The organism is Bradyrhizobium sp. 1(2017), from assembly GCF_011602485.2.
In the GTDB taxonomy this organism is placed as follows: domain Bacteria; phylum Pseudomonadota; class Alphaproteobacteria; order Rhizobiales; family Xanthobacteraceae; genus Bradyrhizobium.
Genome location: NZ_CP050022.2, coordinates 5,198,839 through 5,223,030, shown reverse-complemented (window position 1 = coordinate 5,223,030; position 24,192 = coordinate 5,198,839). Strand labels below are relative to the sequence as shown.

Sequence of the window (24,192 nt, the reverse complement as noted above, 5' to 3'; positions counted from 1 at the left end):
TTTTCCTTGGATGATGTTGACTGGAGGGAGAGGGGGCTCTTAGGCCGCCTTCTTCTTGGAAGCGGGGACGTCGAGGACGCCCATGATGTCGCTTTCCTTCATGATCAGGAGATCGACGCCGTCGATCTTGACCTCGGTGCCGGACCACTTGCCGAACAGCACGCGGTCGCCGACCTTCAGGTCGATCGGGATCAGCTTGCCGGCTTCGTCGCGGCCACCGGGGCCGACGGCGACGACTTCACCCTGGGAGGGCTTTTCCTTGGCAGTGTCGGGAATGATGATGCCGCCAGCGGTCTTCTCTTCTGCGTCGATGCGCTTGACCACGACGCGGTCGTGAAGCGGACGGAATTTCATGCAGTCCTCCTAAACATTTGCACGAGTTGAGGATTTTTGGATTGTTAGCAATCGAAGCCCGCGAGTGCTAGCACGAGCGAGGTTGAAATAGGACAGGAATTTTGCGGGGGCAAGGGCTTCTAGCAGAAAAATCAGCACCCGGAAGCGCGGACTGCCAGAATCTCTTTTCCATCGTTAACTTGGGCCGCGCCCGTATTAGCACGGTCTGTCATCTGCTGCTAACGCATTGAATTTCAACAGCTTGTTAAACTTTTGGGCTTGAGATGAGTTGTCAGTTTGCGTCACATTTCTCTGTGAGCGCATCGTTGCCGGGTGGCTCGTAAGGAGTACCGGATCAAGCCACCCCCAGAATGCGCTCCTGCAAAGGAGGTTGGCATGGCACTGCGGAGTGGGGGCGTTTCCGATGACTTCCGGAAACAGATGCTGGGTTACGGGCTGACGACGGCACAAATTCTCTACCGCATGCCGGATCATCCCTCGCTGCTCCAGACCTACGTCTGGCAGAACTACGACATGTTTCCGAAATTTCCGGCGCTGAAGGATTTCCTGGCATTCTGGCAGGAGAAGCTCGATGGCCCCCTCCATTCGGTCACCGTGGCGCATTGCAAGCTGATCAAGCCGGCCGAGCTGCGCGCCGTGGACGGCGTGTTCCGACTGCATTGAGGCGGAGTCAGACGCCGCCGTTGCAATAGCGTTTCCACATCGCGCGATAGGCGTCGTCCACCGCTCGCCCGTATGAGACGGGGTTGCTGGCGGCTGCGGTGCGAATCTTGTCGGGCAATTCGAGCCGCAACTTGTCGAGCTCGCTGATCTGCGAGGCTCGGCGCGTTGCAATTTCGATATACGCCTCAGGGCTATCCGTGACCCAGTCCGGGAGGCCAAGCGCCGTGAGGATGGAGCCGGCAGCACGGCTGGGCAGGCTGTTGCCGAGTTTCGCGACCACCGGCACGCCCATCTGCAGGGCTTCCCATGTGCTGACGCCACCATTCTGCGGGAACGGGTCGAGGCAGATATCGACGCGATTGAACGTCGCCAGATGTTCGCTTCGCAAGGTGGCGCCGAGCAGATCGACGCGTTCGGCCGGCAATCCGCAAGCCTCGAACCGCGCCAGCAAATTCTCGCGGACCAATCGGTCGTCCAGCGCAACATCCTTGATCAGCAGTCGCGAACCCGGCACCCGCTCGAGAATGCTGGACCAGACTTGCGCTGCGTCGTCCGAAATCTTGCTGATGCGGTTGAAGACGCCGAATGTAACGAAGCCGTTCGAAATCGCCGGCGTCTGCGCCCGCGCAATCCCGGCCGGCAGCGGCGCCAGCGTCACAAAGCACGGCAGGTCGACGACGGTCTCCGCAAACAGATGCCGAACCTCGGGCGGAATCGCGACGGGGTCCGAGAACAGGTAATCGATCGTCGGCAGTCCGGTGCCGGTACCGTGGCCCCAACCATGGACCTGGATCGGTGCCGGCTTGCGCGCAAACACGCCGAGCCGGTTCCCTCTGGTATGGCCGGACAGGTCGATCAGGATGTCGATGCCGTCGGCGCGGATCTCGGCGGCGAGGCGATCCTCGGTCCATTGCGAGGCGTCGCGCCAGCGATCGGCGATCTCGCGAAATTCGCCGGTCGTAGCGTCCACTTTCGACGAGCAGGCGTAGCACACGATCTCGAACTGTGCCCGGTCACGGTGTTGAAGGACCGGCTTGAAAATCAACGCGGCCGAATGCGCGTTGAAATCCGACGAGACATAGCCGAGCACCAGACGGCGATCCGGGTCGCGGCTGTTGTCATGCGCTCCCGCCGCTCCTGATGCGATCTTCGCGCCGACACGCTCCCACCACATATGCCGCGCCTGCTGATGCCGCTCAACGGTGGCATCCCCCGCAAAATCGAGCGTGAATATCTTGTTGGAGATCGCGCTCTGGAGATCAGGCTGGATGTCGAGGGCTCTGTCGAAACTGGCGAGGGCTTCGTCGACCCGGCCAAGTCCGGCGAGGCAAAGGCCCAGCACCAGGTGAGCTTGAATGGAATCGGGAGCGATCACGAGGGCCTGCTCGCAATCGTGTGATGCCTGGGCAATCTGCTGGATCTGGAGCAGGACGCTGGCCCGTGCGAGCCATCCATTCGCGTCGTCGGGGGCCAGCGCGATTGCCCGATTGCCGTCTGCCAAGGCTTCGTCAAATCGCTGAAGTTCCCGCAACGCGGCCGCGCGGTTCGCCAGCGCCGCGGGATAGTCGGGCTTGATCGACAGCGCGCGGTTCAAGCTTGCGAGAGCCTCGTCATAATTGCGCCGACGGCAGAGCGCCCAACCCCGGCCGTTGTGGGCTTCGGCAAGCCTTGCGTCGAGGGCGAGCGCCTTGTCGTAGCTGTGGAGCGCCTCCTCGTGAAGGTCGAGGGCCACACTCGCGTTACCGAGATTGGACAGGGTTGTTGCGTGGTTGGGCCGCAAGGCGAGGGCTTTGCGATAGCTCGCGCAGGCCTCCTCGTGACGTCGCTGCCCGTTGAGCGCGACGCCCAGGCTCATATGAGCATCGGCAGATCGCGGATCCACGGCAACCGCCCGGCTCAGCAGGATTTCGGCTTGCTGGTAGTTTTTGGCATCGGACTCCAAGGTGCCGAGCATATGCAGCGCGATGAATTGGTTGGGCGCGAGCTGCAGGAGTTGCCGATAGGCCGTCTGGGCCTCGGGGAGGAGCCCCATCTTGTGCAGCTGGAGCGCGTGCCCGAGCATTGGCAGGACTTCGGCTTTTTGCCGTTTCTCAAGCCGGGCCTTTTGAAATGCACGCTGACCTACGCTGTTGCCCATGGATCAATTCCCCCAGAATCTCGGGGCGACATTAATTCAGCATGAGAACCAATACGAGACGACGGCCGCTCGCCACGACAGCCTGGGGCAAGCTACAGCCGATGGGGCGTCGCGTGACAATCCCAAAGCGCTGCAATTGCTGCCTCGTCCAAGACTGGATAGTCTGTCTTCGGGTTGCACCCATCCGGTGGGCGCGGCTCAGATCAGGGAGGCAGACAATGGCCAGGCAAAAGGCAAAGGCATCAAGACCCGCAACGAAGACCGCGGTGAAGAAGCGCAGCGGTGCCAAGGCCGCGGCGCGATCCTCGGCACGCAAGGCGGTGAAGGCGAAGGCGCGCACCGCGCCCGCCAAGAGCGCGCCGAAAAAACTCGCTCGACCGAAGCAGCGCATCGCGGTCAGTCATCATCGCGAAGAGGACTTCAAAGCGGACGGCCTGCGCACTTACGCAAAGTACCGCGACCTCGGCATCGCCGAGGCGAGCCACGGCCTCGCGCAAGCGCATGTGATTCGCCTGCAGGGCCCCTGCAATCCGGCCGAAGTGTCGAAACTGCACTTCCACGACGTCGAGTTCCAGATGGTCTATGTGCTCAAGGGATGGGTGAAGACCTACATGGACGGGCAGGGCGAAACCTTGATGAAGGAAGGCAGTACCTGGACCCAGCCGCCGAAGATCAAGCACATGATCCTGGACTATTCGGATGACGTCGAGCTGCTCGAGGTGATCCTGCCGGCGGAGTTCAGGACGGTGGAGTTGAAGGCCTGATGTCATTCCGGGGCGCGTAGCGCGAGCCCGGAATCCATTTCGCCTCACATATCGCGGCCCGATGGATTCTCAGATGCGCGATTGCGCATCATAGTTCGCCGCTTCGCGGCGCCCCCCAGAATGACGAGCAGAAAGAGCCTACGTCAATACCCCCACCACCGCGCCCATCAGACACGTCGTCAGCGTTCCCGACACGATCGACTTCAGGCCGAGCGCGTTGATCTCCTCGCGCCGCTCCGGCGCCATCACTCCCAGGCCGCCGATCATGATGCCGAGGCTGGCGAAATTGGCGAAGCCGCACATCGCGTAGAGCATGATCAGGCGCGAGCGCGGATCGAGCGCCTCGGGCGGCAGCTTCGAGAAGTCGACATAAGCGATCAATTCGTTGAGCACGGTCTTGGTGCCCATCAGGCTGCCGGCCGTGACGGCCTGATCCCACGGCAGCCCCATCAGCCAGCACACCGGCGCCATCACGAGACCAAGCAGGCGCTGCAACGAGATTGCGGCGCCGCCGACATCCGGCAAGAGGCCGAGCATGGCGTTGACGAGATAGACCAGCGCCACCAGCACCAGCAGCATCGCGACGATGTTGATCAGGAGCTCAATCCCCGCGCTGGTGCCCTTCACGATCGCATCCATCGTGCCGGAGACCTCCATTTCGGGGTCTTCCAGCGCACCGCTGGTGCGCTTGTCGGAGGTTTCGGGGACCATGATCAGGCTGACGAGGATCGCAGCCGGTGCGCCCAGCACCGAGGCGATGACGAAATGCGCGGCGGCATCCGGGATGAGGGGAGCAAGGAACGTCGCATAGAGCACCAGCACGGTGCCGGCGATGCCGGCCATGCCGCCGGTCATCACCAGAAACAATTCGCTGCGCGTCATCTGCGCCAGGTACGGCCGCACGAACAGCGGCGCCTCGACCATGCCGAGGAAGATGTTGGCGGCGGTCGACAACCCCACGGCGCCGCCCACCCCTAATGTGCGCTCGAGCAGCCAGGCCATGCCGCGCACGACCGGCGGCAGCACCCGCCAGTAGAACAGCAGCGTCGTCAGCACGCTCATCACCAGCACGATCGGTAGCGCCTGGAACGCCAGGATGAAATCGGCGCCCGGCACTTTCAGATCGAAGGGCAGGGTGCCGCCACCGACATAGCCGAACACGAACGAGGAGCCGGCGCGCGAGGCGGCCGAGATCGCGCCGACCGCCTCGTTGATGGCGCCGAAGGCGCGCGCGACGATCGGCAGCTTGAGGAGGACGATCGCGGTCACAAAGGTGGCGACGAGGCCGATCGCCGCCTGCCGCAGCGAAACGGCGCGCCGGTTCTCTGCGAGCGCGAAGGCGATCAGCAGCAATGCGAAAATGCCGAGTGCCGATTGCAGGCGCAGCATGATGTCCCCAAAACCCCCAATGATTATGGCCGCGCCTGCGAGGCAAAGGCAATGCCGGGAGATGTGGGAGGCGCTCCGCTGTTGACAAGCCGGGCCGCCTCAGCCACGCGGGGGCACGTCGAGATCAGGGCGCGGACGGTCCGAGGGTGACCCAAAAGACGATCCAACAGGCGATGCCAGAGCAGCCAATGTCCGGACATCCGCCGGTCAGTGCCCGCGTGCTCCTCTCACACCGGGCGTTCCTGTTCTTCCTGCTGTCGCGCAGCCTGTCGCGCTTTTCCAGCCAGATCGCGGCGGTCGCGATCGGGTGGCAGATCTACGATCTCACCGGCTCGGCCTTCGACCTCGGCATGGTCGGCCTCGTGCAGTTCCTCCCCACCGCGCTCCTGGTGTTCGTCGCCGGCCATGCCGCCGACCGCTTTGAGCGCAAGCGCGTCGTCCAGCTCTGCCAGCTCGCGGAAGCCGCGACCGCGCTCTATCTCGCCGTGATTACCTATCTCGGCGCAGTCAGCGAGGTGCAGATCTTCATCGCGACCTTCGTGCTCGGCATTGCGGGTGCCTTCGAAAGCCCGACCACGGCGGCTCTGCTGCCGCTGATCGCGCCGCAGGGCTCGCTCCAGCGCGCCACCGCGGTCTCCAGCGGCGCGGCACAGGTCGCGACGATCACGGGACCGGCCCTCGGCGGCCTTGCCTACGCGGTGGCGCCGCATCTCGCCTATGCGGTGATGGTGCTGTTCTGGATCTTTGGAATGATCCTGACCGGCTTCATTCGCCCGCGACCGCAGGCCATTGCCAGGGAGGGGACGAGCTCGGACAATATCTTTGCCGGCGTCCGCTTCATCCGCAGCAACCCCGCGATCCTCGGCACCATCTCGCTCGATCTGTTCGCGGTGCTGTTCGGCGGCGTTACCGCGCTGCTGCCGATCTATGCCCGCGACATCCTCCAGACCGGCCCGGTCGGGCTCGGCGTGCTGCGTGCCGCGCCCGCGGTCGGCGCGCTTCTGATGACCATGGTGCTGGCGCGCCACGCCATCTCGCGTCATGTGGGCCTGCGCATGTTCCAGGCCGTGATCGTATTCGGCCTCGCCACCATCGTGTTCGCGCTGTCGTCCTGGATGTGGCTGTCGGTGCTCGCGCTCGCCGTGCTCGGCGCGGCCGACACGATCAGCGTCGTGATCCGCTTCTCGCTGGTGCAGCTGGCAACGCCCGACGAGATGCGCGGCCGGGTCGGCGCGGTCAATTTCCTGTTCATCAACGCCTCGAACCAGCTCGGCCAGTTCGAGAGCGGGGTCGCAGCCGCGCTGCTCGGCGCCATGCCGGCCGCCGTGCTCGGCGGCGTTGCCACTGTCGGCATCGCGCTGCTCTGGATGAAGCTCTTCCCAAGCCTGCGTCAGGTGGAGAGCCTGGAGTAGGGGAAGGTCTCTGCGCGGTCATTGCGAGCGCAGCGAAGCAACCCAGTATCATGCCGCGACGGCAGTCTCGATTGCTTCGCTTTTGCCGCTTTCAGCATTGCCACACGAACGGCGCAATCCCGACGGCAAGTTGGTCCGAAGGATCGGTCTCTACTTGAAATAGAGGGGAAGATGGGCCAGCGGTCACGATTGTTAGTCTTGGCGTGGTTCGCTCTGGCCAATGGCGCGCTCACCGCTCAGGCGATGACCAGAAGCACGGTCGAAATGACCTGTCCCTATGACGGCGTCAAATTCACCTTCAATGCGCAAAATTCCGGCACCTCTTTCGGCAAGCAGCTCGATGGGATGCCGGTCGGCGCCATTGAAAGTCCCTGGCCGCTGGCGAGTTGTCCCACGAACGGGTTTGTTTTCGTCAAGGCGAAGTACGAGGACGACGAACTGGAGCGGCTTCGGCCTTTGATCCTGTCAGCGGAGTTTCAAGCCATCAGGAGCGAGGCGCCTTACTACCGCGCCTCCTGGATCATGGAGCGCACAGGGGCCTCTCACGCGGAAGTATCGAACTTGTTGCTGCAGGCAACGTGGGAGGCCGGGCGGACCGAGCTTGGCGAGCGCATCCGCGCGAACACGCCCGGCATTTCTGCGAAGGATGCTCGCGATCTCGTCCGGCACCTGATGGCCGAGGGCACGACCGGCGAACGCTACACTCGCTATGCAAGTGAACTGCTGGCCCGGCTGGCGGCGGACGTTGTCGACACGACGAGGAGCGCGGAAGCGCGCGTCGCCGATCGGCTTCTGGCCGGCGAGATGCTACGGCGCCTCGGCCGCTTTGACGAGGCCGACAGTCACTTCGCTGCCCTGGCCGGCGATCTTGCGCCCGACAGCCAAGAGGCAACCTTGGCCGCATTTCAACGACGGTTGATCGCGGCCAAGGATCGCGGGCTTCATCTCGTGTCGGAAGCGTTAGGCAAGGCCCAATAACGGTTCAGCCCCGCCCCACGAACGGCATCTTGGTCGCCATCACCGTCATGGTCAGCACGTTGGCGTCCAGCGGCAGGCCGGCCATGTAGGCGACGGCATCGCCAACCGCCTTGGCGTCCATGCGCGGCTCGTGCTTGGTGGTGCCGTCGGGCTGCAGCACGCCGGGGCCGTTGACCATGCGGTCGGTCATCGGCGTTGCGGCATTGCCGATGTCGACCTGGCCGACCGCGATGTCGTACATGCGGCCGTCGAGGTTCGAAGCCTTGGTCAGGCCGGTGATGGCGTGCTTGGTCGAGGTGTAGGCCGCCGAGAACGGTCGCGGCGCATGCGCCGAGATCGAACCGTTGTTGATGATGCGGCCGCCGCGCGGGGTCTGGCCCTTCATGATGCGGAAGGCGTGCTGGGTGCACAGGAACGGGCCGGTGAGGTTGGTGTTCACCACCGCCTGCCACTGCTCGAGGCTGAGGTCCTCGAAGTTCACGGCGGGGGCGCCCATGCCGGCATTGTTGAACAGCACATCGAGCCGGCCGTAGGTCGCCTTCACCTTGTCAAACAGCGCGGCGATCGAATCCGGCTTGGTCATGTCGGCGGTGACGCAGAGGCTTTTGCCGGCGGGGCCGAGCTTCGCCGTCTCCTCGAGCATGTCGAGCCGGCGCCCTGTGAGCACCACCGTGAAGCCGGTGTTCATCAGCGCCAGCGACGCCGCGCGCCCGACGCCGGTGCCGGCGCCCGTCACCAGTGCGATCTTCTTTGCTTCGCTCATCGTTTCCCGCCTTTTCTCTTAGCTGTCAGGTTTTGGATTCTTTTTCGTTCTTGTAGGGCGGCCGCGGGATGTTCTGATGCGCGGCGCGCAGCGCCGCCGACCAGCGCGAGCGCAGATCGTGGAAATAGGGCTCGCCGGCCTCGATGCGATGGTTGAGATCGGCATCGCAGGCATCGCTCCGCACCACCAGCACGTCGATCGGCAGGCCGACGCCGAGGTTGGAGCGCATGGTCGAGTCCATCGAGATCAGGCCGGTCTTCAGCGCCTCATAGAGCTCGACGTCGTAATGCATGGCCCGGTCGAGCACCGGCTTGCCGTATTTGTGCTCGCCGATCTGCAAGTACGGCGTGTCGGTGGTGCATTCGATGAAATTGCCGGCGGTGTAGATCATGAACAGGCGCATCCGGGAACCCTTGATCTGGCCGCCGAACAGGAAGGAGACGTCGAAGGAGACGTCCTCGGATTTCAGCGCCGGCCCTTCGGTCGCGTGCACCGCACGGATCGCCCGGCCGATGCGCTGGGCGGCCTGGAACATGGTCGGCGCGTTCATCAGCGTCTCGATCTCGCCCGTGTTGGGATCCTCCAGGCCTTCGGTCAGCGTCGACAGCACCGACTGGCTGATGGCGAGATTGCCGGCGCTCGCGATCGCCATGATGCGCTCGCCGGGCTTGGAGAAGATGTGCAGCTTGCGGAAGGTCGAGACGTTGTCGAGACCGGCGTTGGTGCGGGTATCGGCGATCATCACCAGACCGTCCCGAACCAGGATTCCGCAACAATAGGTCATTTCCCGTCCCCGAACGCGTTTGCGCGGAATTACTAGCCAATTTCGGGGGCCGGTCCAACCCCCGATTCCCGGGGGCAAGGCCGTCATTCCGGGGCGCGCGGCAGCGCGAGCCCGGAATCCATTGGGCCGCAGAGTTGGTGGATGAATGGATTCCGGGCTCGCGACTTCGTCGCGCCCCGGAATGACATCTGAGTTTTGCCGCTGCGACTACCCAGCTCAATCCGCGGCGTCGACGAGGAATGCCTCATCGACGGGTACGCCGAGCGCGGTGACCAGCCGGTTCGTTTCCGCGGCCATGCCGACGATGGCGAGCAGCTCGCCATATTCGGCTTCGCTCATGCCCTTGGCCCGTGCGGCGGCGGTGTGCGAATGGATGCAGTAGCTGCAGCCATGCGCGATCGAAACCGCGACATAGAGCATCTCCTTGACTTTGGGATCGAGCGTGCCGGGAGCCATCACCTCCTTGATGCTTTCCCAGGTCCGCCGCAGCGTCTTCGGATCATGCGCCAGCGCGCGCCAGAAATTATTGACGAAATCCGATTTCCGCACCTTGCGGATATCGTCGAAGACGGCGCGGGCCTCGCTGGAGAGCTCGTCATCCGAAAGCAGTTTCACAGTCGCCATGGGGTACCTCGCAGGGTCGGGTCTGATCCCGTAAGTGTAGCACGGCCGATGTGGTCAGAGTTCGGCCGAGCGGCGCAAGGCCAGCTTGCCGACATCGACATACTGCCTTTGCTGTGCATGGGCGTGCTGTGCGCCGATATGAAGGTCGCGCAGGCGACGCTGCAGCGGCGAGCTGTCGTAGACCGCACTGCTTCCGGCAAGCGCGAAACTCGCGTCTGCGATGCCGACGCAGGTCGTGGCCAGCCAGACTGCGGATCTCGCGCTCTCGATCAAGAGATCTTCGTCGTTCAACGTGCCGGCCAGTGCGCGGCGCCAGTGGCTGGCGACCTGGACTTCGTGAAAGGCCTGCGCGGCGCTGAGGTCGGCAGAAATCCGCCCCACCTCGTACTGGAAGACCTCGGAGTCCCGCATCGACGTGGTCGCATATAGTTGCTGCCGCCCGGTATGGGCCAGCGCGAGCAGGTCATCGAACGTACCTTCGGCGAGCCCCACCGAAAATGTGCCGTGAAGCAATGGCAGCCATTGCCGTAGCGCCTGATAGAGCGGACCGGACAGGCGGGGGGCTGCTTCGAGATCGAAGATATGGATCTCAGGAACCAGCCTCTCATGAAGCGTGATGTGATGGCTGCCGGTGCCCTTGAGCCCGGCGGCGTGCCAGGTGTCCTCGATCTCCCAGTCGCGCGCCGGCAGCGCCACGGCGCGAACCTGCGGCTTGCCGTGCGGGCCGGGGACGGGCTTGCCATTTTCGGTGACGATGCAGAATCCGCCGATCCAGTCGGCATGCGTGCAAGAGCTGGCAAACGGCCACCGGCCCTTGACGCGATAGCCGCCCGACACGCGCTCCGCCGTTCCGGCCGGCTGCGAGGAGCCGCAGATCGCGACATCAGGTCCGTCCTGATACATTTTCTGATACAATTCAGGGCGTGCCGCGGCGGCGAAAAGCGCGCCGACACCGCCGACAATCGAAATCCAGCCGATCGAGCCGTCGAGGCGGGTCAGTGCCCTGATGACCTCCATTCCGGCCGGAAGATCGAACTCCAGCCCGCCGTGGCTCCTCGGGACGAACATCCGAAACAGCCCGATCGACCGCAACCGGTCCACGAGGTCAGGCGGGACACGGCGCGCAGCTTCGATCTCGGCGGCGCGTGCCGTGATCTCTGGAGCCAACTCCCGGATGCCCACGAGCATGGCTGTATGGGGATCGCGCAGTGCGAAGTGGTCGCTGAGTCTTTCTTGAAGCCGCATCTGTCTCAACCTCTGTTGCAAGGACGGATCGCAACAGGAATTGGAGGTGCCGCGCTACGGAGTGGTTTCAGCGCGGCGGTCGCCGATTACAGCTGTAACGCTGCTTCTAGCTCTGTCGCTGCGATTGCGACTGCCCGCCGCGGCCGGCCTGCTCGACCTTGACCGCGACCGTCAGCGTCTCGGTGCCGCCGCCATAGCGGGTGCCGCGCACGGGCGCGGCGCCGAGATAGTCGAGCCCGATCGCGACGCGGACATGGGCGTCGGTGGCGCAGATGCTGTTGGCGGGATCGAAGCCGACCCAGCCCAGATCGGGCACATAGGCCTCGGCCCAGGCGTGGCCGGCGTCCTGGTGCACCGTGCCGTCCGAACGCAGGAAGTGCCCGGAGACGAAACGCGCCGGCACGCCGCCGCTGCGCGCACAGGCGATGAAGATATGCGCGTAGTCCTGGCAGACGCCGCGCTTGAGGGCGAACGCCTCGGCCGCCGAGGTCCCGCTGTTGGTCGGGTCCTCGTCGAAGGTCATGTGATCGCCGATCTCGGTCATCAACGTGTGCAGGAAGCCGAGCGTGTCGCTCTCGGACTCGCTGCGCAGCTGGCGCGCAACCGCCAGCATCGCCGGATTGACCGAGGTGAGGTCGGTCGGGCGCAGAAACATGCCGGCCGGAAAGCGCTCGTCCGTGCCGCGCAGCACGCCGCCGGTGTCGTGGGTCTCGATCAGGCCCTCGGCGATGATCTTGATGTCGCCGACGGGTCCGCAGGACAGCACATGGGTGACGTTGCCGAACGCGTCCTCGTGGGTGTCGAGTTTGGTGTCGGTCGAGACGTCGATCTGCCAGTCCGCCACATATTGCCCGTCATGGCTGCCGGGCGTCATGCGCAAGATCTGGATCACGCTGGTGGCCGGCGGCTCGTAGCGATAGGTCGTGGTGTGCTGGATTCGCAGGCGCATGGTGGTAACTTGCTCCGTCATTCCGGGATGGTCCGAAGGACCAGACCCGGAATCTCGAGATTCCGGGTTCGGTGCTGACGCCCGCCCCGGAATGACCGAAGGTCAGATCAAATACTGCTTCGTGATGATTTCGCCCAGCCTGGAATTGTCGGCAATGAATTCCTGAATGAATTCATGCACGCCATGCTGGAAAATGTCGTTCATATTGCTGTGTTCCAGCCGGTTGCGGATGCCGCGGGCATGGCGCTGGGCCGGGCCCTGGCGGCCATAGGCGACGCCGATCTGGTCGAGGTTGCGCACGAGATTGCCGTAGCAGCTTGCGAGCGAGCGCGGCAGCGTGTCGTTCAGGATCAGCAAATCCGCGATCAGCCACGGCTTCAGCGTCTCGCGATACACCCAGTGATAGGCGGTCAGCGCCGAGACCGATCGCAGGATCGAGCTCCACTGATAGAAGTCGAGCGGTCCGCCGACATGTTCTTCCTCGGGCAAGAGCACGTGATACTTCACATCGAGGATGCGCGCGGTGTTGTCGGCGCGCTCCAGATGCACGCCCATCCGCGAGAACCAGTAGGCGTCGTTGCGCAGCATGGTCCGGTAGGCCGAGCCGTCGAAGCGCAGCGAGGTCTCCTGCACGAAGCGCAGGAACTTCGCGAGATCCTCGCGCGTGGAGGTGCCCTTGCTCCAGACGGCCTGGAGCTCGATCCAGGCCGAGTTGATGGTGTCCCACATCTCGCTGGTGAGAGCGGTGCGCACCGAGCGCGAATTCAGCCGCGCCGCCTCGATGCAGTTCCTGATCGAGGACGGATTGTCCGCCGAGAACGAGAGATAATCGACGACGTTGTGCTCGTTGGCTTCCTCATATTGCTGATAGAAGCTGCCGGCGACGCCGGCGGTGAGCAGCGCCGAATCCCACTCGTTGGTCTTGCCGACATAGGCGGCGGGAAGTGCGGTGACGCGCAAGGTCGCATCGATGGTGCGCGCGAGGTACTCGGCCCGTTCGACGTAGCGGGCGAGCCAGTAGAGGTTTTCGGCGGTACGCGACAGCATTCGCTCTACTCGTCCAGGATCCAGGTGTCTTTGGTGCCGCCGCCCTGGCTCGAATTCACCACCAGGGAGCCTTCCTTCAGCGCGACGCGGGTCAGCCCGCCCGGCACGATGGTGGTGCGCTTGCTGCCGGTGAGCACGAAGGGCCGCAGATCGACATGGCGCGGCGCAAGCCCTGACGCCGTGCAGGTCGGGCAGGTCGAGAGCGCCAGCGTCGGCTGCGCGATGAAACCTTCCGGCTCGCGCTTGAGCTTCTCGCGGAAGGCCTCGATGGTCGCTTTCGTCGCGGCGGGGCCGATCAGCATGCCGTAGCCGCCCGAGCCATGCACTTCCTTGACGACGAGTTCGCCGAGATTGTCCAGCACGTAGGCGAGGTCCTTCGGCTCGCGGCAGCGCCAGGTCGGGACGTTCTTCAGGATCGGCTCTTCGCCGAGATAGAACTTCACGATGTCGGGCATGTAGGAGTAGATCGCCTTGTCGTCGGCGATGCCGGTGCCGACGGCGTTGGCGAGCGTGATGTTGCCGGCCGCATAGGCCGACATCAGGCCGGGCACGCCGAGCACGGAATCGGGGCGGAAGGTGAGGGGATCGAGGAAGTCGTCGTCGACGCGGCGATAGATCACGTCGACCCGTTTGACCCCCTCGGTCGTTCGCATGAACACTTCGTTGTTCTTGACGATGAGGTCGCGGCCCTCGACCAGCTCGATACCGAGCTTGTCGGCAAGGAAGGAGTGCTCGTAATAGGCCGAGTTGTAGACGCCGGGCGTGAGCAAGGCGACCGTCGGCTCGCCGGATGCGCTTTGCGGCGCGACCGAGCGCAGCGCGGCGAGCAGCTCGTCCGGATAGCGTTCGACCGGCGCCACCTTGTGGCGGGCGAACAGGTCCGGAAACAGCCGCATCATGATCTCGCGGTTTTCCAGCATGTAGGACACGCCCGAGGGCGTGCGGGCGTTGTCCTCCAGCACGATGAAGTCTTCGGCATCGACGCGGACGATGTCGATGCCGGCGATGTGCACGTAGACGTCGTGCGGCACCTGCTGGCCGTTCATCTCGGGACGGAAGACCGGGTTCTGGAAGATCAGGTCGTCGGGCACGATCTCGGCGCGCAGGATGTCGCGGCCGTGATAGATGTCGCGCAGGAACATGTTCAGCGCGCGCACGCGCTGCTTCAGGCCCTTCTCCAGCAGCGCCCATTCCTTGCCGGACATGATCCGCGGGACCACGTCGAAGGGGATCAGGCGTTCGGTGGATTCTGAATCGCCGTAGACGGCGAAGGTGATGCCGATGCGGCGGAACAGGAGCTCGGCTTCCTGGCGGCGATATTCGAGCGCCTCGGGTGGCGTCTCCTTGAGCCAGCGCGCCAGCTCCTGATAGGCGGGGCGAAGGTCCCCGCCGGGAATATTCATTTCATCAAACGCGACTGCCATAGATACCGACTTGTCTCCGCAACGCGTTGCACCATTGGACAGTCCGCGAGGCTTGGTGAAGACCGCAACGTCCTGTGGCCATGCGGCAAGAGTGCATGACTTTCATGTGGTAGCAAGGGGCGGGCCAGCGCGATAAGCATGGAGGATGGGCAATTGCCGGGGATGGCCGGCGGCGTGCCTGAAAAAATGGCTGAGGACTGCTTATTTCGGCAGCAAAACCGCGTGACTTCAACGCGTTACCTCGGCAAAGTCGGCGCCACAGGTGAGGGACAGTTTTATGAGCGAGATCGTCACGGCGGGCATTCTGGTCATTGGGGACGAAATCCTGTCCGGCCGGACCAAGGACAAGAACATCGGCTTCATCGCCGAATATCTGACCAATATCGGCATCGACCTGAAGGAGGTCCGGGTCGTCTCCGACGACGAGGCCGACATCATCGCCGCGTTGGATGCGCTGCGGCATCGCTACACTTATGTCTTCACGACAGGAGGCATCGGCCCGACCCATGACGACATCACCGCCGACAGCGTCGCCAAGGCGTTCGGCGTCGGCATCGATCATCACCCGGAGGTGGTTGCACGCTTCCGCGAGCGCTGGAGCGAGCAGGACCTCAACGAGGCTCGGCTGCGCATGGCCCGCATCCCCGACGGTGCCGAGCTGATCCAGAGCGCGACCATCCTCGCCCCCGGCTTCAAGATCGGCAATGTCATCGTGATGGCCGGCGTGCCCTCGATCATGCAGGCGATGATGGACATCGTCTCGCCCAAGCTGAAATCGGGCGTGCGCATGCTGTCCGAATCGGTCCGCGCCAATGCGCGGGAGGGCGACATCGGCAGCCCGCTGCGCGCGATCGCCGAAGCCCACCCCGACACCATCATCGGCAGCTATCCATTCATGGACGAGGAGCAGAAGCCGAACACAAATCTCGTGGTGCGTTCGCGCGATGCGGAGAAGCTCGCATCCGCCATGGCGGCGGTGAAGGAAATGCTGGCGGGATTGAACGTCAGCCGTTAGCACCTGACGGTCGACGGACGAAGCAGGAGACGGCAATGGCGGGTGAAGCACCGGAACTCAGCGCGCAGGAGCGGGCCGGCAAGGCCTTCCCGGTCTCGTGGGACCAGTTCCACCGGGACTGCCGGGCGCTGACCTGGCGGCTCAACGAGGTCGGCCCGTTCCATGCGGTGATCGCAATCACACGCGGCGGCCTGGTGCCGGCCGCGATCGTTGCGCGCGAGCTTGGTGTGCGCGTCATCGATACGGTCTGCATCGCCAGCTACGACCACGACAAGCAGGGCGAGCTCCAGGTCCTCAAGGGCATTTCCGAGGCGGCGATGCAACTCGGCGGCGGCACCGGCAAGGGCCTGCTCATCGTCGACGACCTCGTCGACACCGGCAAGACCGGCAAGCTGGTGCGCGAGATGCTGCCCGATGCGCATTTCGCCACGGTCTACGCCAAGCCGATGGGTCGTCCGCTGGTCGATACCTTCATCACGGAGGTGTCGCAGGACACCTGGATCTTCTTCCCCTGGGACACCGCGCTGTCCTACCACCCGCCGCTGCGCGACGGGGCGGCGTGACCATCCCCGTCATTGCGAGCCAACAGGCCCGCGCGACGCGCGGCCCGATGACAGGCTCCGCGAAGCAATCCAGAAAGGTATCCGCGGAGTCAGTCTGGATTGCTTCGTCGCTTCGCTCCTCATAATGACGGGTGGAGGCAGCCATGCCCCTGCAAAACCGCGTCACGCCAACCGGCGACATCATCGCCACGCCGCATCGCGGCCTGTTCACCGGCAATCGCGGCATCATCCATGATCCGGCCACGAAGACGCTGCTGAGGAAGCGCTGGTCGTCGCCGGCCTGGCTCACTTGTACCTGCGAATTCCGCGGCCGCCGGCGCGAGGTGATGGCGCAGCGGAGCTGGACCGAGCTGTTCTTCCTGGACGAGGCCACTGCGCTTGCCGCCGGCCATCGCCCCTGCTTCTATTGCCGCCGCGACGATGCCAATCTATTCCGGGCCGCTTGGGAAAAGGGCAATCGCGTGCAAGGTGTCCGCATGCACGATATCGACACGGTGTTGCATCACGAGCGGCTCGATCACGGCGAGAAACGGCTGCACGCACTGCTCATGCCGCTCGAGCAGCTTCCCGTAGGTGCGATGGTTCAGCAGGGAGAGGAGAGCTTCCTGGTCACGCAGGGAAGGGCGCTGCTGTGGTCGCCGGCGGGCTATAGTGCGGTCGAGCGTGAGCCTGACAAGGCGGCGCTGCTGACGCCGCCCTCGACGCTGCGCACCTTAAACGCGGGCTATTCGCCAGTGCTGCATCCGACGGCGTTGCCCTAGCGCGTCCGTTGCCGGTCACCCCAGCTTCTCGCGCGCGAGCGCCGCACCTGCGCCGAGCGCCATCAGCTTGGCCTCGGCGATCTCGCGGCGCATCGGCGCCATGCCGCAATTGGTGGTGGCGATGATATTGGTCTTGGGGACGAATTTCGACACGGCGTCGATCACCTTCACGACGTCCTCGGCCGTCTCTACCGTGTCGCTGGCGACGTCGATCACGCCGGCCTGCACGATCTTGGTCTTGAGCAGCGCCAACAGGTCGAGCGGCACCTTCGAATTGCGGCACTCGATCGCGACCTGCTGGATCGGGCTGGCGTCGATCGCCGGGAAGATCTGCTCGTACTGCCGCCACTGGTTCCCGAGCGTCTCCTTCCAGTCGGTGTTGGCCTTGATGCCATAGCCGTAGCAGATGTGCACGGCGGTGGTGCAGGTCAGGCCCTGCGCCGCGCGCTCCAGCGCCTTGATGCCCCAGTCGTTGACCTCGTCCATGTAGACGTTGAAGGCGGGCTCGTCGAACTGCACGAGATCGACGCCGTCGGCCTGCAGCGCCTTGGCCTCTTCGTTGAGGAGCTCGGCGAAGGCAAAGGCCATCTTCACGCGGTCGCCATAGTATCGGTCCGCGATCGTGTCGATGATGGTCATCGGGCCGGGCAGGGTGAATTTCAGCTTCTTCTGGGTGTGCGAGCGCGCAACGCGTGCCTCGTCCGCATGAACGCGGCCCTTGAGCCGGAGCGGAGCGACCACCTGCGGCACCATCGCTTTGTAGCGGTCCTTGCGGATGCCCATCTCGACCTTGTGGGCGAAGTCGATGCCTTCGACCTTCTCCAGGAAGCCGTGCACGAAATGCTGGCGGGCCTGCTCGCCCTCGGTGACGATGTCGATGCCGGCATCCTCCTGGACTTTCACGGCGAGCAACGTCGCATCGCGCTTGGCACGGAGAAGCTCCTCGCCTTGCGACTTCCAGGGCGCCCACAGCATGTTGGGCTCGGCAAGCCATTCCGGCTTCGGCAAGGAGCCGGCGATCGTGGTTGGAAACAGCATGGCGGCCCTCCCGGCAGGTTGTGTTGCGCCCCTTCCTGCCATGTCTTAACGTCGAGGTACAGAACAACAAAAGTCGCTTTCTATTCCAGCGGCGACGACAGGGAAGGCCCAAAGGAAAGGTCCGAAGGAAAGGTCATGATCGACCTCTATTACGCGCCGACGCCGAATGGCTGGAAAGTCTCGATCATGCTGGAGGAGCTCGGGCTTGCCTACACGGTGAAGCCCGTCAACATCCGCGCTGGCGAGCAATTCAGCCCCGAATTTCTGGCGATCTCCCCGAACAATCGCATCCCTGCGATCGTCGACCACGCGCCCGCTGATGGCGGTGCCCCGTTCTCGGCATTCGAGACCGGCGCTATTCTGATCTACCTGGCGGAGAAGACCGGCCGGTTCCTGCCGGCGGACCTGCGCGGCCGCTCGACCACGATCCAATGGGTGATGTGGCAGATGGCTGGTCTCGGGCCGATGCTCGGGCAGCACGGTCATTTCGCGCTCTATGCGGCAGAGAAAATCCCCTATGCGATCGAGCGCTACCGCGACGAGGCGGCGCGGCTCTACGGCGTGCTCGACCGGCAGCTCGGCAAGACCGGCGCCTATATCGCCGGCAACTACTCAATCGCCGACATCGCCTGCTTTCCCTGGACCATGACCCACAAGGCGCAAGGCTTCACACTCGACGACTATCCGAACGTGAAGCGCTGGTATGCCGAGGTGCGTGCCCGGCCGCAGGTGCAGGCGGGCCTTGCGATCGGAAAATTCGTCAAGGAGCCGTTCGACGAGGAATCACGCAAGATCATGTTCGGCCAGCGTGCGAAGGAAGTGCTGGGCAGGAAATAGGCTGCTCGCCCCGCCGTCATTGCGGGCGAAGCGAAGCAATCCAGACTGGTTCCGTGGAAACACGCTGGATTGCTTGGTCGCTCCGCTCCTCGCAATGACGGGGAAAGAGCGGGACAAACTCGACAAAGGGAACCCCATGATCGAATTTTTCTTCGACTGTTCCAGCCCCTGGACTTATCTCGCCTTCCACAACATCCAGCCGCTCGCGAAAGAGCTCGGTGAGGAGATCGTCTGGCGGCCGATCCTGGTCGGCGGCATCTTCAACACCGTCAATCCGAGCGTCTATGCGCAGCGGGAGAAGCCGGTACCGCTGAAAGCGCGCTACATGAAGAAGGATCTCGAGGACTGGGCGCGTTCGGCCGGCCTTGCGATCAAGATGCCGCCGACGGTGTTTCCCGTGAACAGCGTCAAGGCGATGCGCGGCTGCATCTGGCTTGGCAAGGACATGGTGCCGTTCGCTACCGCCGTGTTCGAGACCTATTGGGGTGCGGACAAGGACATCTCGCAGGACGCAGTGCTGGCCGAAATCTGCAGGAAGGTGGGTATCGACGAGCAGAAGTTCTTCGCCGGCATCGCAGAGCAGGGCATCAAGGACCAGCTCAAGGCGAATACGGAAGAGGTCGTCGCGCGCGGCGGCTTCGGCTCGCCGACCATCTTCGTCGGCAAGACCGACATGTATTTCGGCAACGACCGCCTGCCGCTGATCCGCGAGGCGCTGAAGCGCCGCAAGGCGAGTGCAGCCTGATGGTGCGCGCCGTCATCTGCCGCGAACTCGGGGCGCCCGAGACATTGCGGCTGGAAGAGTTTCCGTCGCGGGCTCTGAGGCCGGGCGAGGTCCGCGTCGCGATCCGCGCTGCCGGGCTGAATTTTCCCGACGTGCTGATGGCCGCGGGCGAGTATCAGCTCAAGCCGGAGCTGCCGTTCACGCCGGGCATGGAAGCCGCCGGCGATGTCACGGAGGTCGGCGCGGAGGCGAGCGGCGTTGCCGTTGGCGACAAGGTCATCGTCAAGATGCGCCATGGCGCATTCACGGATGAAGCGGTCGTCACGCCCGCGCAACTGACCCCGATGCCGTCGACGTTCGACTATGCGGAGGCCGCGACCTATCTCGCCGGCCACGGCACGGCCTATCATGCGCTGATCGATCGTGGCCGGGTCGAGCCGGGCGAGGTGCTGCTGGTGCATGGCGCCGGTGGCGGCGTCGGCCTTGCCGCCGTCGAGATCGGCAAGATGCTGGGTGCGGTCGTGATCGCGACCGCCTCCAGTGATGAGAAGCTGGCCATCGCAAAGGCGCGCGGCGCCGATCATCTCGTGCGCTATGACCGCGAGCCGTTCCGTGATGCCGTCAAGCGCATCACCGACGGCCGCGGTGCGGACGTCGTGTTCGATCCGGTCGGTGGCCAGGTGTTCGAGGATTCGATGCGCTGTATCGCCTGGGGCGCGCGGCTGCTCGTGATCGGCTTCACCGGCGGCATCGGCTCGGCCAAGACCAACCTCTTGCTGATCAAGGGCGCCAGCGTGCTGGGCGTGCGCGCCGGCGAAGCGGTGCGGAAAAATCCCGCGCTCGGCGAGGTGCGCCTGAAGGCGCTCTTGCGGTGGGCGGAGGAAGGCAAGCTGCGCCCCAACGTCTCGCACCGCCTGCCGCTGGCGGACTATGCCAAGGCCATGCGGCTGTTGCTCGACCGCAAGGCGATCGGGCGCGTCGCGCTGGTGATGGAGTAAGCAAGCCGCGATGACGGTGCCGTAGGGTGGGCAAAGGCGCTCTTGCGCCGTGCCCACCATCTCTTGATGATCGCGAAAGAACGTGGGCACGCTTCGCTTTGCCCACCCTACGCGAACCTCACTTGTACTCCCGCTCCGTCCACCACGGGAAATAGTCCGGCATGTCGCTGGACACCTTGTTCTTGAACTGCGCCGGACGCTTCTCCAGGAACGACACCACGCCTTCCTTCACGTCCTCCGAGCGGCCGCGGGCATAGATGCCGCGGCTGTCGACCTTGTGGGCCTCCATCGGATCGTCGGCGCCCATCATGCGCCACATCATCTGGCGGATCAGCGCCACCGAGACCGGCGCGGTCTTCGCCGCAAATTCCTTGGCGAGCGCGCGGGCTGTGGGGAGCAGATCGTCTGGCGCGACAACCTTGCTGACGAGGCGCCCGGCAAGCGCTTCCTGCGCCGGGAAGACGCGGCCGGAATAGCACCATTCCAGCGCCTGCGAGATGCCGACGATGCGCGGCAGGAACCAGCTCGAGGCGGCCTCGGGCACGATGCCGCGCTGGGAGAACACGAAGCCGAACCGCGCGGCATCCGAGGCGATGCGGATGTCCATCGCGAGCTGCATGGTGACGCCGATGCCAACAGCCGGGCCGTTCACCGCGGCAATGACGGGCTTGAGGCACTTGAAGATGCGCAAGGTCACCTGGCCGCCGCCGTCGCGCACTTGCGGATCGCTGTAATCGACCTTGCCGTCGGCGAGACGCTTCACCGGCCCGCGCCGCGCATCGCGGTCGAACGTGTCGGCGCCGGAGGAAAGGTCGGCGCCCGCGCAAAAGCCGCGGCCGGCGCCGGTGACGATGATGGCGCGGACATTGTCGTCCTTGTCGGCGGCGTCGAACGCGTCGATCAGCTCGCTCTGCATCTGCGCGTTGAAGGCGTTGAGCTTGTCGGGCCGGTTCAGCGTGATGGTGAGGATCTGCTCGGCGACCTCGTATTTGATCGTCTCATACGCCATGGTGGTTTCCTTCCCTGTCATTCTTTGAATCAATTCTGTCATTGCCGGGCTTGACCGGGCAATCCATCTTTCTTGAAGAGGATGGATGCGCAGGGCGAGCCCGCGCTTGTGCTCAGACGCTACTTCGCCGGCGGGGCCGGCCAGGGGCGCTGCGCGCCGCGTAGGCCCTCGAATGCCTTGGCCATGCCGAGCACGCCGGTATCGTCGAAGCGGCGGCCGACGATCTGCACGCCAATGGGAAAACCCTTGGCGTCGAAGCCGCCATTGACGGAGATCGCCGGGTTCTCTGACATATTCCACGGCACGGTATAGGCGATGTGCTCGAACGGCTTCATCGGATCGTTGGTCGGCGAGGCCCATTCCGCCGAATAGTTCACGTTCGGCGCGGTCGGCGAGATCACATAGTCGAGCTCGCAGAACAGCTTTCCCGCCGCGGCGCGGATCGCCATGGTCTGGTTGAAGCCGCGGAGGACGTCGAGGCCCGAGAGCCTGGCTCCGGACTCGCCCCACTTGAAGATATAGGGCAGCACCTTTTCCTGCTCGGCCGGCGTCAGCCTGGACAGATCGTCCCACATCCGCGCGCGCCAGAAATTGTCGAGGCCGTCGAGCATCTCGCGGGTGAGGATGCCGTCGACCTCCGTCACGACGGCGCCGGCGGATTCGAACGCCTTCGCCGCCTTCACCGCGATCTCGCGCACCGGCTTGTCCAGCGGCAGGCCGACGCCGGGATCGAGCATCAGGCCGATGCGCAATTTGCGCGGCGACTTCTCCAGGCCCTTCCAGTTGAGCGGCTCGGCAGGCAGGCTCATGCCGTCGCGCCGGTCGGGCTTTGCGATCGCGCTCATCATCAGCGCGCAATCGTCGACCGTGCGGGTCATCGGCCCGGCGACGCGGCCGACATAGGCGGGGTCGATCGGCACGCGGCCGAAGCTTGGCTTCAATCCGACGAGGCCACACCAGCCCGCGGGAAGGCGCACCGAGCCGCCGATGTCGGTGCCGAGATGTAGCGGGCCATAGCCGGCCGCAGCGGCCGCGCCTGCGCCCGCGCTGGAGCCGCCGGGGTTCTTGGAGAGATCCCACGGATTGCGCGCGAGCGCGTGGAAGCTGGAGAGCCCCGAGGACAGCATGCCGTAATCGGGCATGGTGGTCTTGGCGAAGATGATCGCGCCGGCCTCGCGCAGCCGCGCGGCGGGCGGGGCGTCCTTCTCGGCCGGCACCAGCTTGACGCTGGCGGCGCCCAGCGGCACCGGCACGCCCTTGGTCGCGATGTTGTCCTTCACCGTGACAGGCACGCCGTCGAGCGCGCCTGATGGTTCGCCGCCGGACCAGCGCGCGGTCGAGGCCTTGGCGGCCTCACGCGCGCTGTCGGGATCGAATGCATAGAGCGCTTTCAGATGCGGCTCCCACGCCGCGACATGCGCGAGCACGTCCTCCAGCACCTCGCTCGGCGAGAATTGCTTGGCACGATAGCCCGCGATCAGATCGACCGCGGACAGATCGTGCAGCGAGGTAACCGCCTCTTCGACGCTCTTCTTATGCATTGCCACCCACCGGCATCCGGGTCTCGATGATGCGGGCGAACATGCTGGCGCCGATCGGCAGGATCTTGTCGTCGAGCACGAAGCCGGGATTGTGCACCGGCACCGAGCCGTCATGCCCGACCCAGAAATAGGCGCCGGGAATGGTTTGCAGCATGTCGGCAAAATCCTCGCTGCCCATCTTCGGCTGAGCGCGGGTGATCACGTTGGCGGGATCGACGATGGTGCGCGCGACCTCCTCGACCACCTTGGACTGCTCGACCTGGTTGATCAGCACGTCGAACGTGTCGCGGATGTCAACGTCGATCACGCATTGATAGGCGCTCGCGATGCCGGCGCAGATCGTGCGAATGCGTTCGGCGATCAGGGTGCGGACTTCTTTCGAGAAGGTGCGGATAGTGCCGCACAGATGCGCGTCGCCGGGGATGACATTGTAGGCGGAACCGGCATGGATCTGGGTGATCGAGATGACGGCGGCCTGCAGCGGCTCGACGTTGCGGCTGACGATGGTCTGGATCGCCTGCGCCAGCGTGGTCGCGATGATCACCGCGTCCTTGGAGCGCTCGGGCATCGCGCCATGCGCGCCATAGCCGGTGATTCGCAGGTCGAAGAAGTCGGCGCTGGCCATCGCCGGGCCGGGCAGGATCGCGATCTCGCCATGGTTGAGGTCGGGCGCGTTGTGCAGGCCGTAGAGCTCGTCGCAGGGGAATTTCTCGAACAGGCCGTCCTTGATCATGGCGCGGGCGCCGCCGAGGCCTTCCTCGGCCGGCTGGAAGATCAAATGCACGGTGCCGTCGAAATTCCTGGTCTCGGCGAGATAGCGCGCGGTGCCGAGCAGCATGGTGGTGTGGCCGTCATGGCCGCAGCCGTGGAAGCGGCCGGGAATTTTCGAGCTCCATTTCAGATTGGTGTTCTCCTCCATCGGCAGCGCGTCCATGTCGGCGCGCAGGCCGATGCGCTTGCCGCCCGTGCCCTTGCCCTTGATGACGCCGATCACGCCGGTGCCGCCGAGACCGCGATGCACCTCGATGCCCCAGCTCTCCAGCTTGTCGGCGACGATGCCGGAGGTGCGCACCTCCTCGAAGCCGATCTCGGGATGGGCGTGGAGGTCGCGGCGGATAGCGGTGAGTTCGTCGGCAAAGCCGTCGATACGGTCGATCGTGGGCATCTGTTCTG

24 protein-coding genes are annotated in these 24,192 nt (G+C 64.6%); 10 read left to right on the top strand and 14 right to left on the bottom strand.

Translation table 11 applies throughout. The features are described 5' to 3' along the window. Positions 1-39: 39 nt before the first annotated feature. Positions 40-354, bottom strand: coding sequence for a co-chaperone GroES (locus HAP40_RS24860; protein WP_014494241.1), 315 nt, complete (start codon positions 352-354; stop codon positions 40-42). Between the two features lie 375 nt (positions 355-729). On the opposite strand from HAP40_RS24860, the gene HAP40_RS24855 reads away from it, so the two are divergent. Continuing rightward, positions 730-1,017, top strand: a complete 288-nt coding sequence (locus tag HAP40_RS24855) for an usg protein (protein WP_166815264.1) — start codon at positions 730-732, stop codon at positions 1,015-1,017. A gap of 7 nt (positions 1,018-1,024) precedes the next feature. On the opposite strand, the gene HAP40_RS24850 is transcribed toward HAP40_RS24855, so the two are convergent. Continuing rightward, positions 1,025-3,154 carry a tetratricopeptide repeat protein gene (locus tag HAP40_RS24850; protein ID WP_166815265.1) on the bottom strand — a complete coding sequence of 710 codons (2,130 nt, stop codon included), beginning with the start codon at positions 3,152-3,154 and terminating at the stop codon, positions 1,025-1,027. 218 nt (positions 3,155-3,372) lie between these two features. Between HAP40_RS24850 and HAP40_RS24845 the strand changes: the two genes are divergently transcribed. Then, on the top strand, positions 3,373-3,918 hold the full coding sequence (locus HAP40_RS24845) for a cupin domain-containing protein (RefSeq protein ID WP_166815266.1): 546 nt from the start codon (positions 3,373-3,375) through the stop codon (positions 3,916-3,918). A 138-nt stretch (positions 3,919-4,056) separates the two neighbouring features. Here the strand turns inward: HAP40_RS24845 and HAP40_RS24840 are convergent, their stop codons facing one another. Next, on the bottom strand, positions 4,057-5,307 hold the full coding sequence (locus tag HAP40_RS24840; RefSeq protein ID WP_166815267.1) for a NupC/NupG family nucleoside CNT transporter: 1,251 nt from the start codon (positions 5,305-5,307) through the stop codon (positions 4,057-4,059). A gap of 173 nt (positions 5,308-5,480) precedes the next feature. Between HAP40_RS24840 and HAP40_RS24835 the strand changes: the two genes are divergently transcribed. Next, positions 5,481-6,719, top strand: a complete 1,239-nt coding sequence (locus HAP40_RS24835) for an MFS transporter (RefSeq protein ID WP_414645339.1) — start codon at positions 5,481-5,483, stop codon at positions 6,717-6,719. Positions 6,720-6,917: 198 nt separating this feature from the next. Beyond that, positions 6,918-7,697 carry a hypothetical protein gene (locus HAP40_RS24830; RefSeq protein WP_166815269.1) on the top strand — a complete coding sequence of 260 codons (780 nt, stop codon included), beginning with the start codon at positions 6,918-6,920 and terminating at the stop codon, positions 7,695-7,697. Between the two features lie 4 nt (positions 7,698-7,701). Here the strand turns inward: HAP40_RS24830 and HAP40_RS24825 are convergent, their stop codons facing one another. The 7 genes from HAP40_RS24825 to HAP40_RS24795 form a co-directional block, all read right to left on the bottom strand. Next, the gene (locus HAP40_RS24825; RefSeq protein ID WP_166815270.1) at positions 7,702-8,460 is read right to left on the bottom strand and encodes an SDR family oxidoreductase; all 759 of its coding nucleotides are present in this window, start codon (positions 8,458-8,460) and stop codon (positions 7,702-7,704) included. A 25-nt stretch (positions 8,461-8,485) separates the two neighbouring features. Then, positions 8,486-9,244 (bottom strand): proteasome-type protease, encoded by a 759-nt coding sequence (locus tag HAP40_RS24820; protein WP_166815271.1) that lies wholly within the window; start codon positions 9,242-9,244, stop codon positions 8,486-8,488. A 216-nt stretch (positions 9,245-9,460) separates the two neighbouring features. Then, entirely contained in the window at positions 9,461-9,868 is a 408-nt protein-coding gene (locus HAP40_RS24815) for a carboxymuconolactone decarboxylase family protein (protein WP_166815272.1), read from the bottom strand. 54 nt (positions 9,869-9,922) lie between these two features. Next, positions 9,923-11,056, bottom strand: a complete 1,134-nt coding sequence (locus HAP40_RS24810; RefSeq protein ID WP_246741319.1) for an acyl-CoA dehydrogenase family protein — start codon at positions 11,054-11,056, stop codon at positions 9,923-9,925. 163 nt (positions 11,057-11,219) lie between these two features. Further along, the gene (locus HAP40_RS24805; RefSeq protein WP_166819377.1) at positions 11,220-12,062 is read right to left on the bottom strand and encodes a transglutaminase family protein; all 843 of its coding nucleotides are present in this window, start codon (positions 12,060-12,062) and stop codon (positions 11,220-11,222) included. Positions 12,063-12,164: 102 nt separating this feature from the next. Further along, a complete protein-coding gene (locus HAP40_RS24800; RefSeq protein WP_166815274.1) occupies positions 12,165-13,109 on the bottom strand; it encodes an alpha-E domain-containing protein in 945 nt (314 codons plus the stop codon). A gap of 5 nt (positions 13,110-13,114) precedes the next feature. Continuing rightward, the gene (locus HAP40_RS24795) at positions 13,115-14,533 is read right to left on the bottom strand and encodes a circularly permuted type 2 ATP-grasp protein (protein ID WP_166815275.1); all 1,419 of its coding nucleotides are present in this window, start codon (positions 14,531-14,533) and stop codon (positions 13,115-13,117) included. A 277-nt stretch (positions 14,534-14,810) separates the two neighbouring features. Here HAP40_RS24795 and HAP40_RS24790 point away from each other — a divergent pair, with 277 nt between their 5' ends. From HAP40_RS24790 to HAP40_RS24780, 3 genes are all read left to right on the top strand, one after another. After that, positions 14,811-15,548 carry a competence/damage-inducible protein A gene (locus tag HAP40_RS24790; RefSeq protein ID WP_166815276.1) on the top strand — a complete coding sequence of 246 codons (738 nt, stop codon included), beginning with the start codon at positions 14,811-14,813 and terminating at the stop codon, positions 15,546-15,548. A 35-nt stretch (positions 15,549-15,583) separates the two neighbouring features. Continuing rightward, a complete protein-coding gene (gpt, locus tag HAP40_RS24785; protein ID WP_166815277.1) occupies positions 15,584-16,111 on the top strand; it encodes a xanthine phosphoribosyltransferase in 528 nt (175 codons plus the stop codon). A gap of 143 nt (positions 16,112-16,254) precedes the next feature. After that, on the top strand, positions 16,255-16,872 hold the full coding sequence (locus HAP40_RS24780; RefSeq protein WP_166815278.1) for a hypothetical protein: 618 nt from the start codon (positions 16,255-16,257) through the stop codon (positions 16,870-16,872). A gap of 15 nt (positions 16,873-16,887) precedes the next feature. On the opposite strand, the gene HAP40_RS24775 is transcribed toward HAP40_RS24780, so the two are convergent. Then, the gene (locus tag HAP40_RS24775; RefSeq protein ID WP_166815279.1) at positions 16,888-17,910 is read right to left on the bottom strand and encodes a methionine synthase; all 1,023 of its coding nucleotides are present in this window, start codon (positions 17,908-17,910) and stop codon (positions 16,888-16,890) included. 135 nt (positions 17,911-18,045) lie between these two features. On the opposite strand from HAP40_RS24775, the gene HAP40_RS24770 reads away from it, so the two are divergent. From HAP40_RS24770 to HAP40_RS24760, 3 genes are all read left to right on the top strand, one after another. Further along, positions 18,046-18,747, top strand: a complete 702-nt coding sequence (locus HAP40_RS24770; RefSeq protein WP_166815280.1) for a glutathione S-transferase N-terminal domain-containing protein — start codon at positions 18,046-18,048, stop codon at positions 18,745-18,747. Positions 18,748-18,883: 136 nt separating this feature from the next. After that, positions 18,884-19,492 carry a 2-hydroxychromene-2-carboxylate isomerase gene (locus HAP40_RS24765; protein ID WP_166815281.1) on the top strand — a complete coding sequence of 203 codons (609 nt, stop codon included), beginning with the start codon at positions 18,884-18,886 and terminating at the stop codon, positions 19,490-19,492. Continuing rightward, positions 19,492-20,469: an NADPH:quinone oxidoreductase family protein gene (locus HAP40_RS24760; RefSeq protein ID WP_166815282.1), complete on the top strand. Its 978-nt coding sequence runs from the start codon at positions 19,492-19,494 to the stop codon at positions 20,467-20,469. The genes HAP40_RS24765 and HAP40_RS24760 overlap by 1 nt, the downstream gene beginning before the upstream one ends. Before the next feature lie 118 nt (positions 20,470-20,587). On the opposite strand, the gene HAP40_RS24755 is transcribed toward HAP40_RS24760, so the two are convergent. From HAP40_RS24755 to HAP40_RS24745, 3 genes are all read right to left on the bottom strand, one after another. Continuing rightward, positions 20,588-21,478 (bottom strand): crotonase/enoyl-CoA hydratase family protein, encoded by an 891-nt coding sequence (locus tag HAP40_RS24755; RefSeq protein ID WP_166815283.1) that lies wholly within the window; start codon positions 21,476-21,478, stop codon positions 20,588-20,590. Between the two features lie 119 nt (positions 21,479-21,597). After that, positions 21,598-23,019, bottom strand: coding sequence for an amidase (locus tag HAP40_RS24750; protein WP_166815284.1), 1,422 nt, complete (start codon positions 23,017-23,019; stop codon positions 21,598-21,600). Continuing rightward, positions 23,012-24,184: a M20 aminoacylase family protein gene (locus HAP40_RS24745; RefSeq protein WP_166815285.1), complete on the bottom strand. Its 1,173-nt coding sequence runs from the start codon at positions 24,182-24,184 to the stop codon at positions 23,012-23,014. Before HAP40_RS24745 ends, HAP40_RS24750 begins: the two co-directional genes overlap by 8 nt. Positions 24,185-24,192: the final 8 nt, after the last annotated feature.

Coding starts and splice junctions, on each gene's coding strand:
- HAP40_RS24860 (WP_014494241.1), bottom strand. CDS start 354: ATGAAATTCCGTCCGCTTCACGACCGCGTCGTGGTCAAGCGCATCGAC.
- HAP40_RS24855 (WP_166815264.1), top strand. CDS start 730: ATGGCACTGCGGAGTGGGGGCGTTTCCGATGACTTCCGGAAACAGATG.
- HAP40_RS24850 (WP_166815265.1), bottom strand. CDS start 3,154: ATGGGCAACAGCGTAGGTCAGCGTGCATTTCAAAAGGCCCGGCTTGAG.
- HAP40_RS24845 (WP_166815266.1), top strand. CDS start 3,373: ATGGCCAGGCAAAAGGCAAAGGCATCAAGACCCGCAACGAAGACCGCG.
- HAP40_RS24840 (WP_166815267.1), bottom strand. CDS start 5,307: ATGCTGCGCCTGCAATCGGCACTCGGCATTTTCGCATTGCTGCTGATC.
- HAP40_RS24835 (WP_414645339.1), top strand. CDS start 5,481: ATGCCAGAGCAGCCAATGTCCGGACATCCGCCGGTCAGTGCCCGCGTG.
- HAP40_RS24825 (WP_166815270.1), bottom strand. CDS start 8,460: ATGAGCGAAGCAAAGAAGATCGCACTGGTGACGGGCGCCGGCACCGGC.
- HAP40_RS24820 (WP_166815271.1), bottom strand. CDS start 9,244: ATGACCTATTGTTGCGGAATCCTGGTTCGGGACGGTCTGGTGATGATC.
- HAP40_RS24815 (WP_166815272.1), bottom strand. CDS start 9,868: ATGGCGACTGTGAAACTGCTTTCGGATGACGAGCTCTCCAGCGAGGCC.
- HAP40_RS24810 (WP_246741319.1), bottom strand. CDS start 11,056: ATGCTCGTGGGCATCCGGGAGTTGGCTCCAGAGATCACGGCACGCGCC.
- HAP40_RS24805 (WP_166819377.1), bottom strand. CDS start 12,062: ATGCGCCTGCGAATCCAGCACACCACGACCTATCGCTACGAGCCGCCG.
- HAP40_RS24800 (WP_166815274.1), bottom strand. CDS start 13,109: ATGCTGTCGCGTACCGCCGAAAACCTCTACTGGCTCGCCCGCTACGTC.
- HAP40_RS24795 (WP_166815275.1), bottom strand. CDS start 14,533: ATGGCAGTCGCGTTTGATGAAATGAATATTCCCGGCGGGGACCTTCGC.
- HAP40_RS24790 (WP_166815276.1), top strand. CDS start 14,811: ATGAGCGAGATCGTCACGGCGGGCATTCTGGTCATTGGGGACGAAATC.
- gpt (WP_166815277.1), top strand. CDS start 15,584: ATGGCGGGTGAAGCACCGGAACTCAGCGCGCAGGAGCGGGCCGGCAAG.
- HAP40_RS24780 (WP_166815278.1), top strand. CDS start 16,255: ATGCCCCTGCAAAACCGCGTCACGCCAACCGGCGACATCATCGCCACG.
- HAP40_RS24775 (WP_166815279.1), bottom strand. CDS start 17,910: ATGCTGTTTCCAACCACGATCGCCGGCTCCTTGCCGAAGCCGGAATGG.
- HAP40_RS24770 (WP_166815280.1), top strand. CDS start 18,046: ATGATCGACCTCTATTACGCGCCGACGCCGAATGGCTGGAAAGTCTCG.
- HAP40_RS24765 (WP_166815281.1), top strand. CDS start 18,884: ATGATCGAATTTTTCTTCGACTGTTCCAGCCCCTGGACTTATCTCGCC.
- HAP40_RS24760 (WP_166815282.1), top strand. CDS start 19,492: ATGGTGCGCGCCGTCATCTGCCGCGAACTCGGGGCGCCCGAGACATTG.
- HAP40_RS24755 (WP_166815283.1), bottom strand. CDS start 21,478: ATGGCGTATGAGACGATCAAATACGAGGTCGCCGAGCAGATCCTCACC.
- HAP40_RS24750 (WP_166815284.1), bottom strand. CDS start 23,019: ATGCATAAGAAGAGCGTCGAAGAGGCGGTTACCTCGCTGCACGATCTG.
- HAP40_RS24745 (WP_166815285.1), bottom strand. CDS start 24,184: ATGCCCACGATCGACCGTATCGACGGCTTTGCCGACGAACTCACCGCT.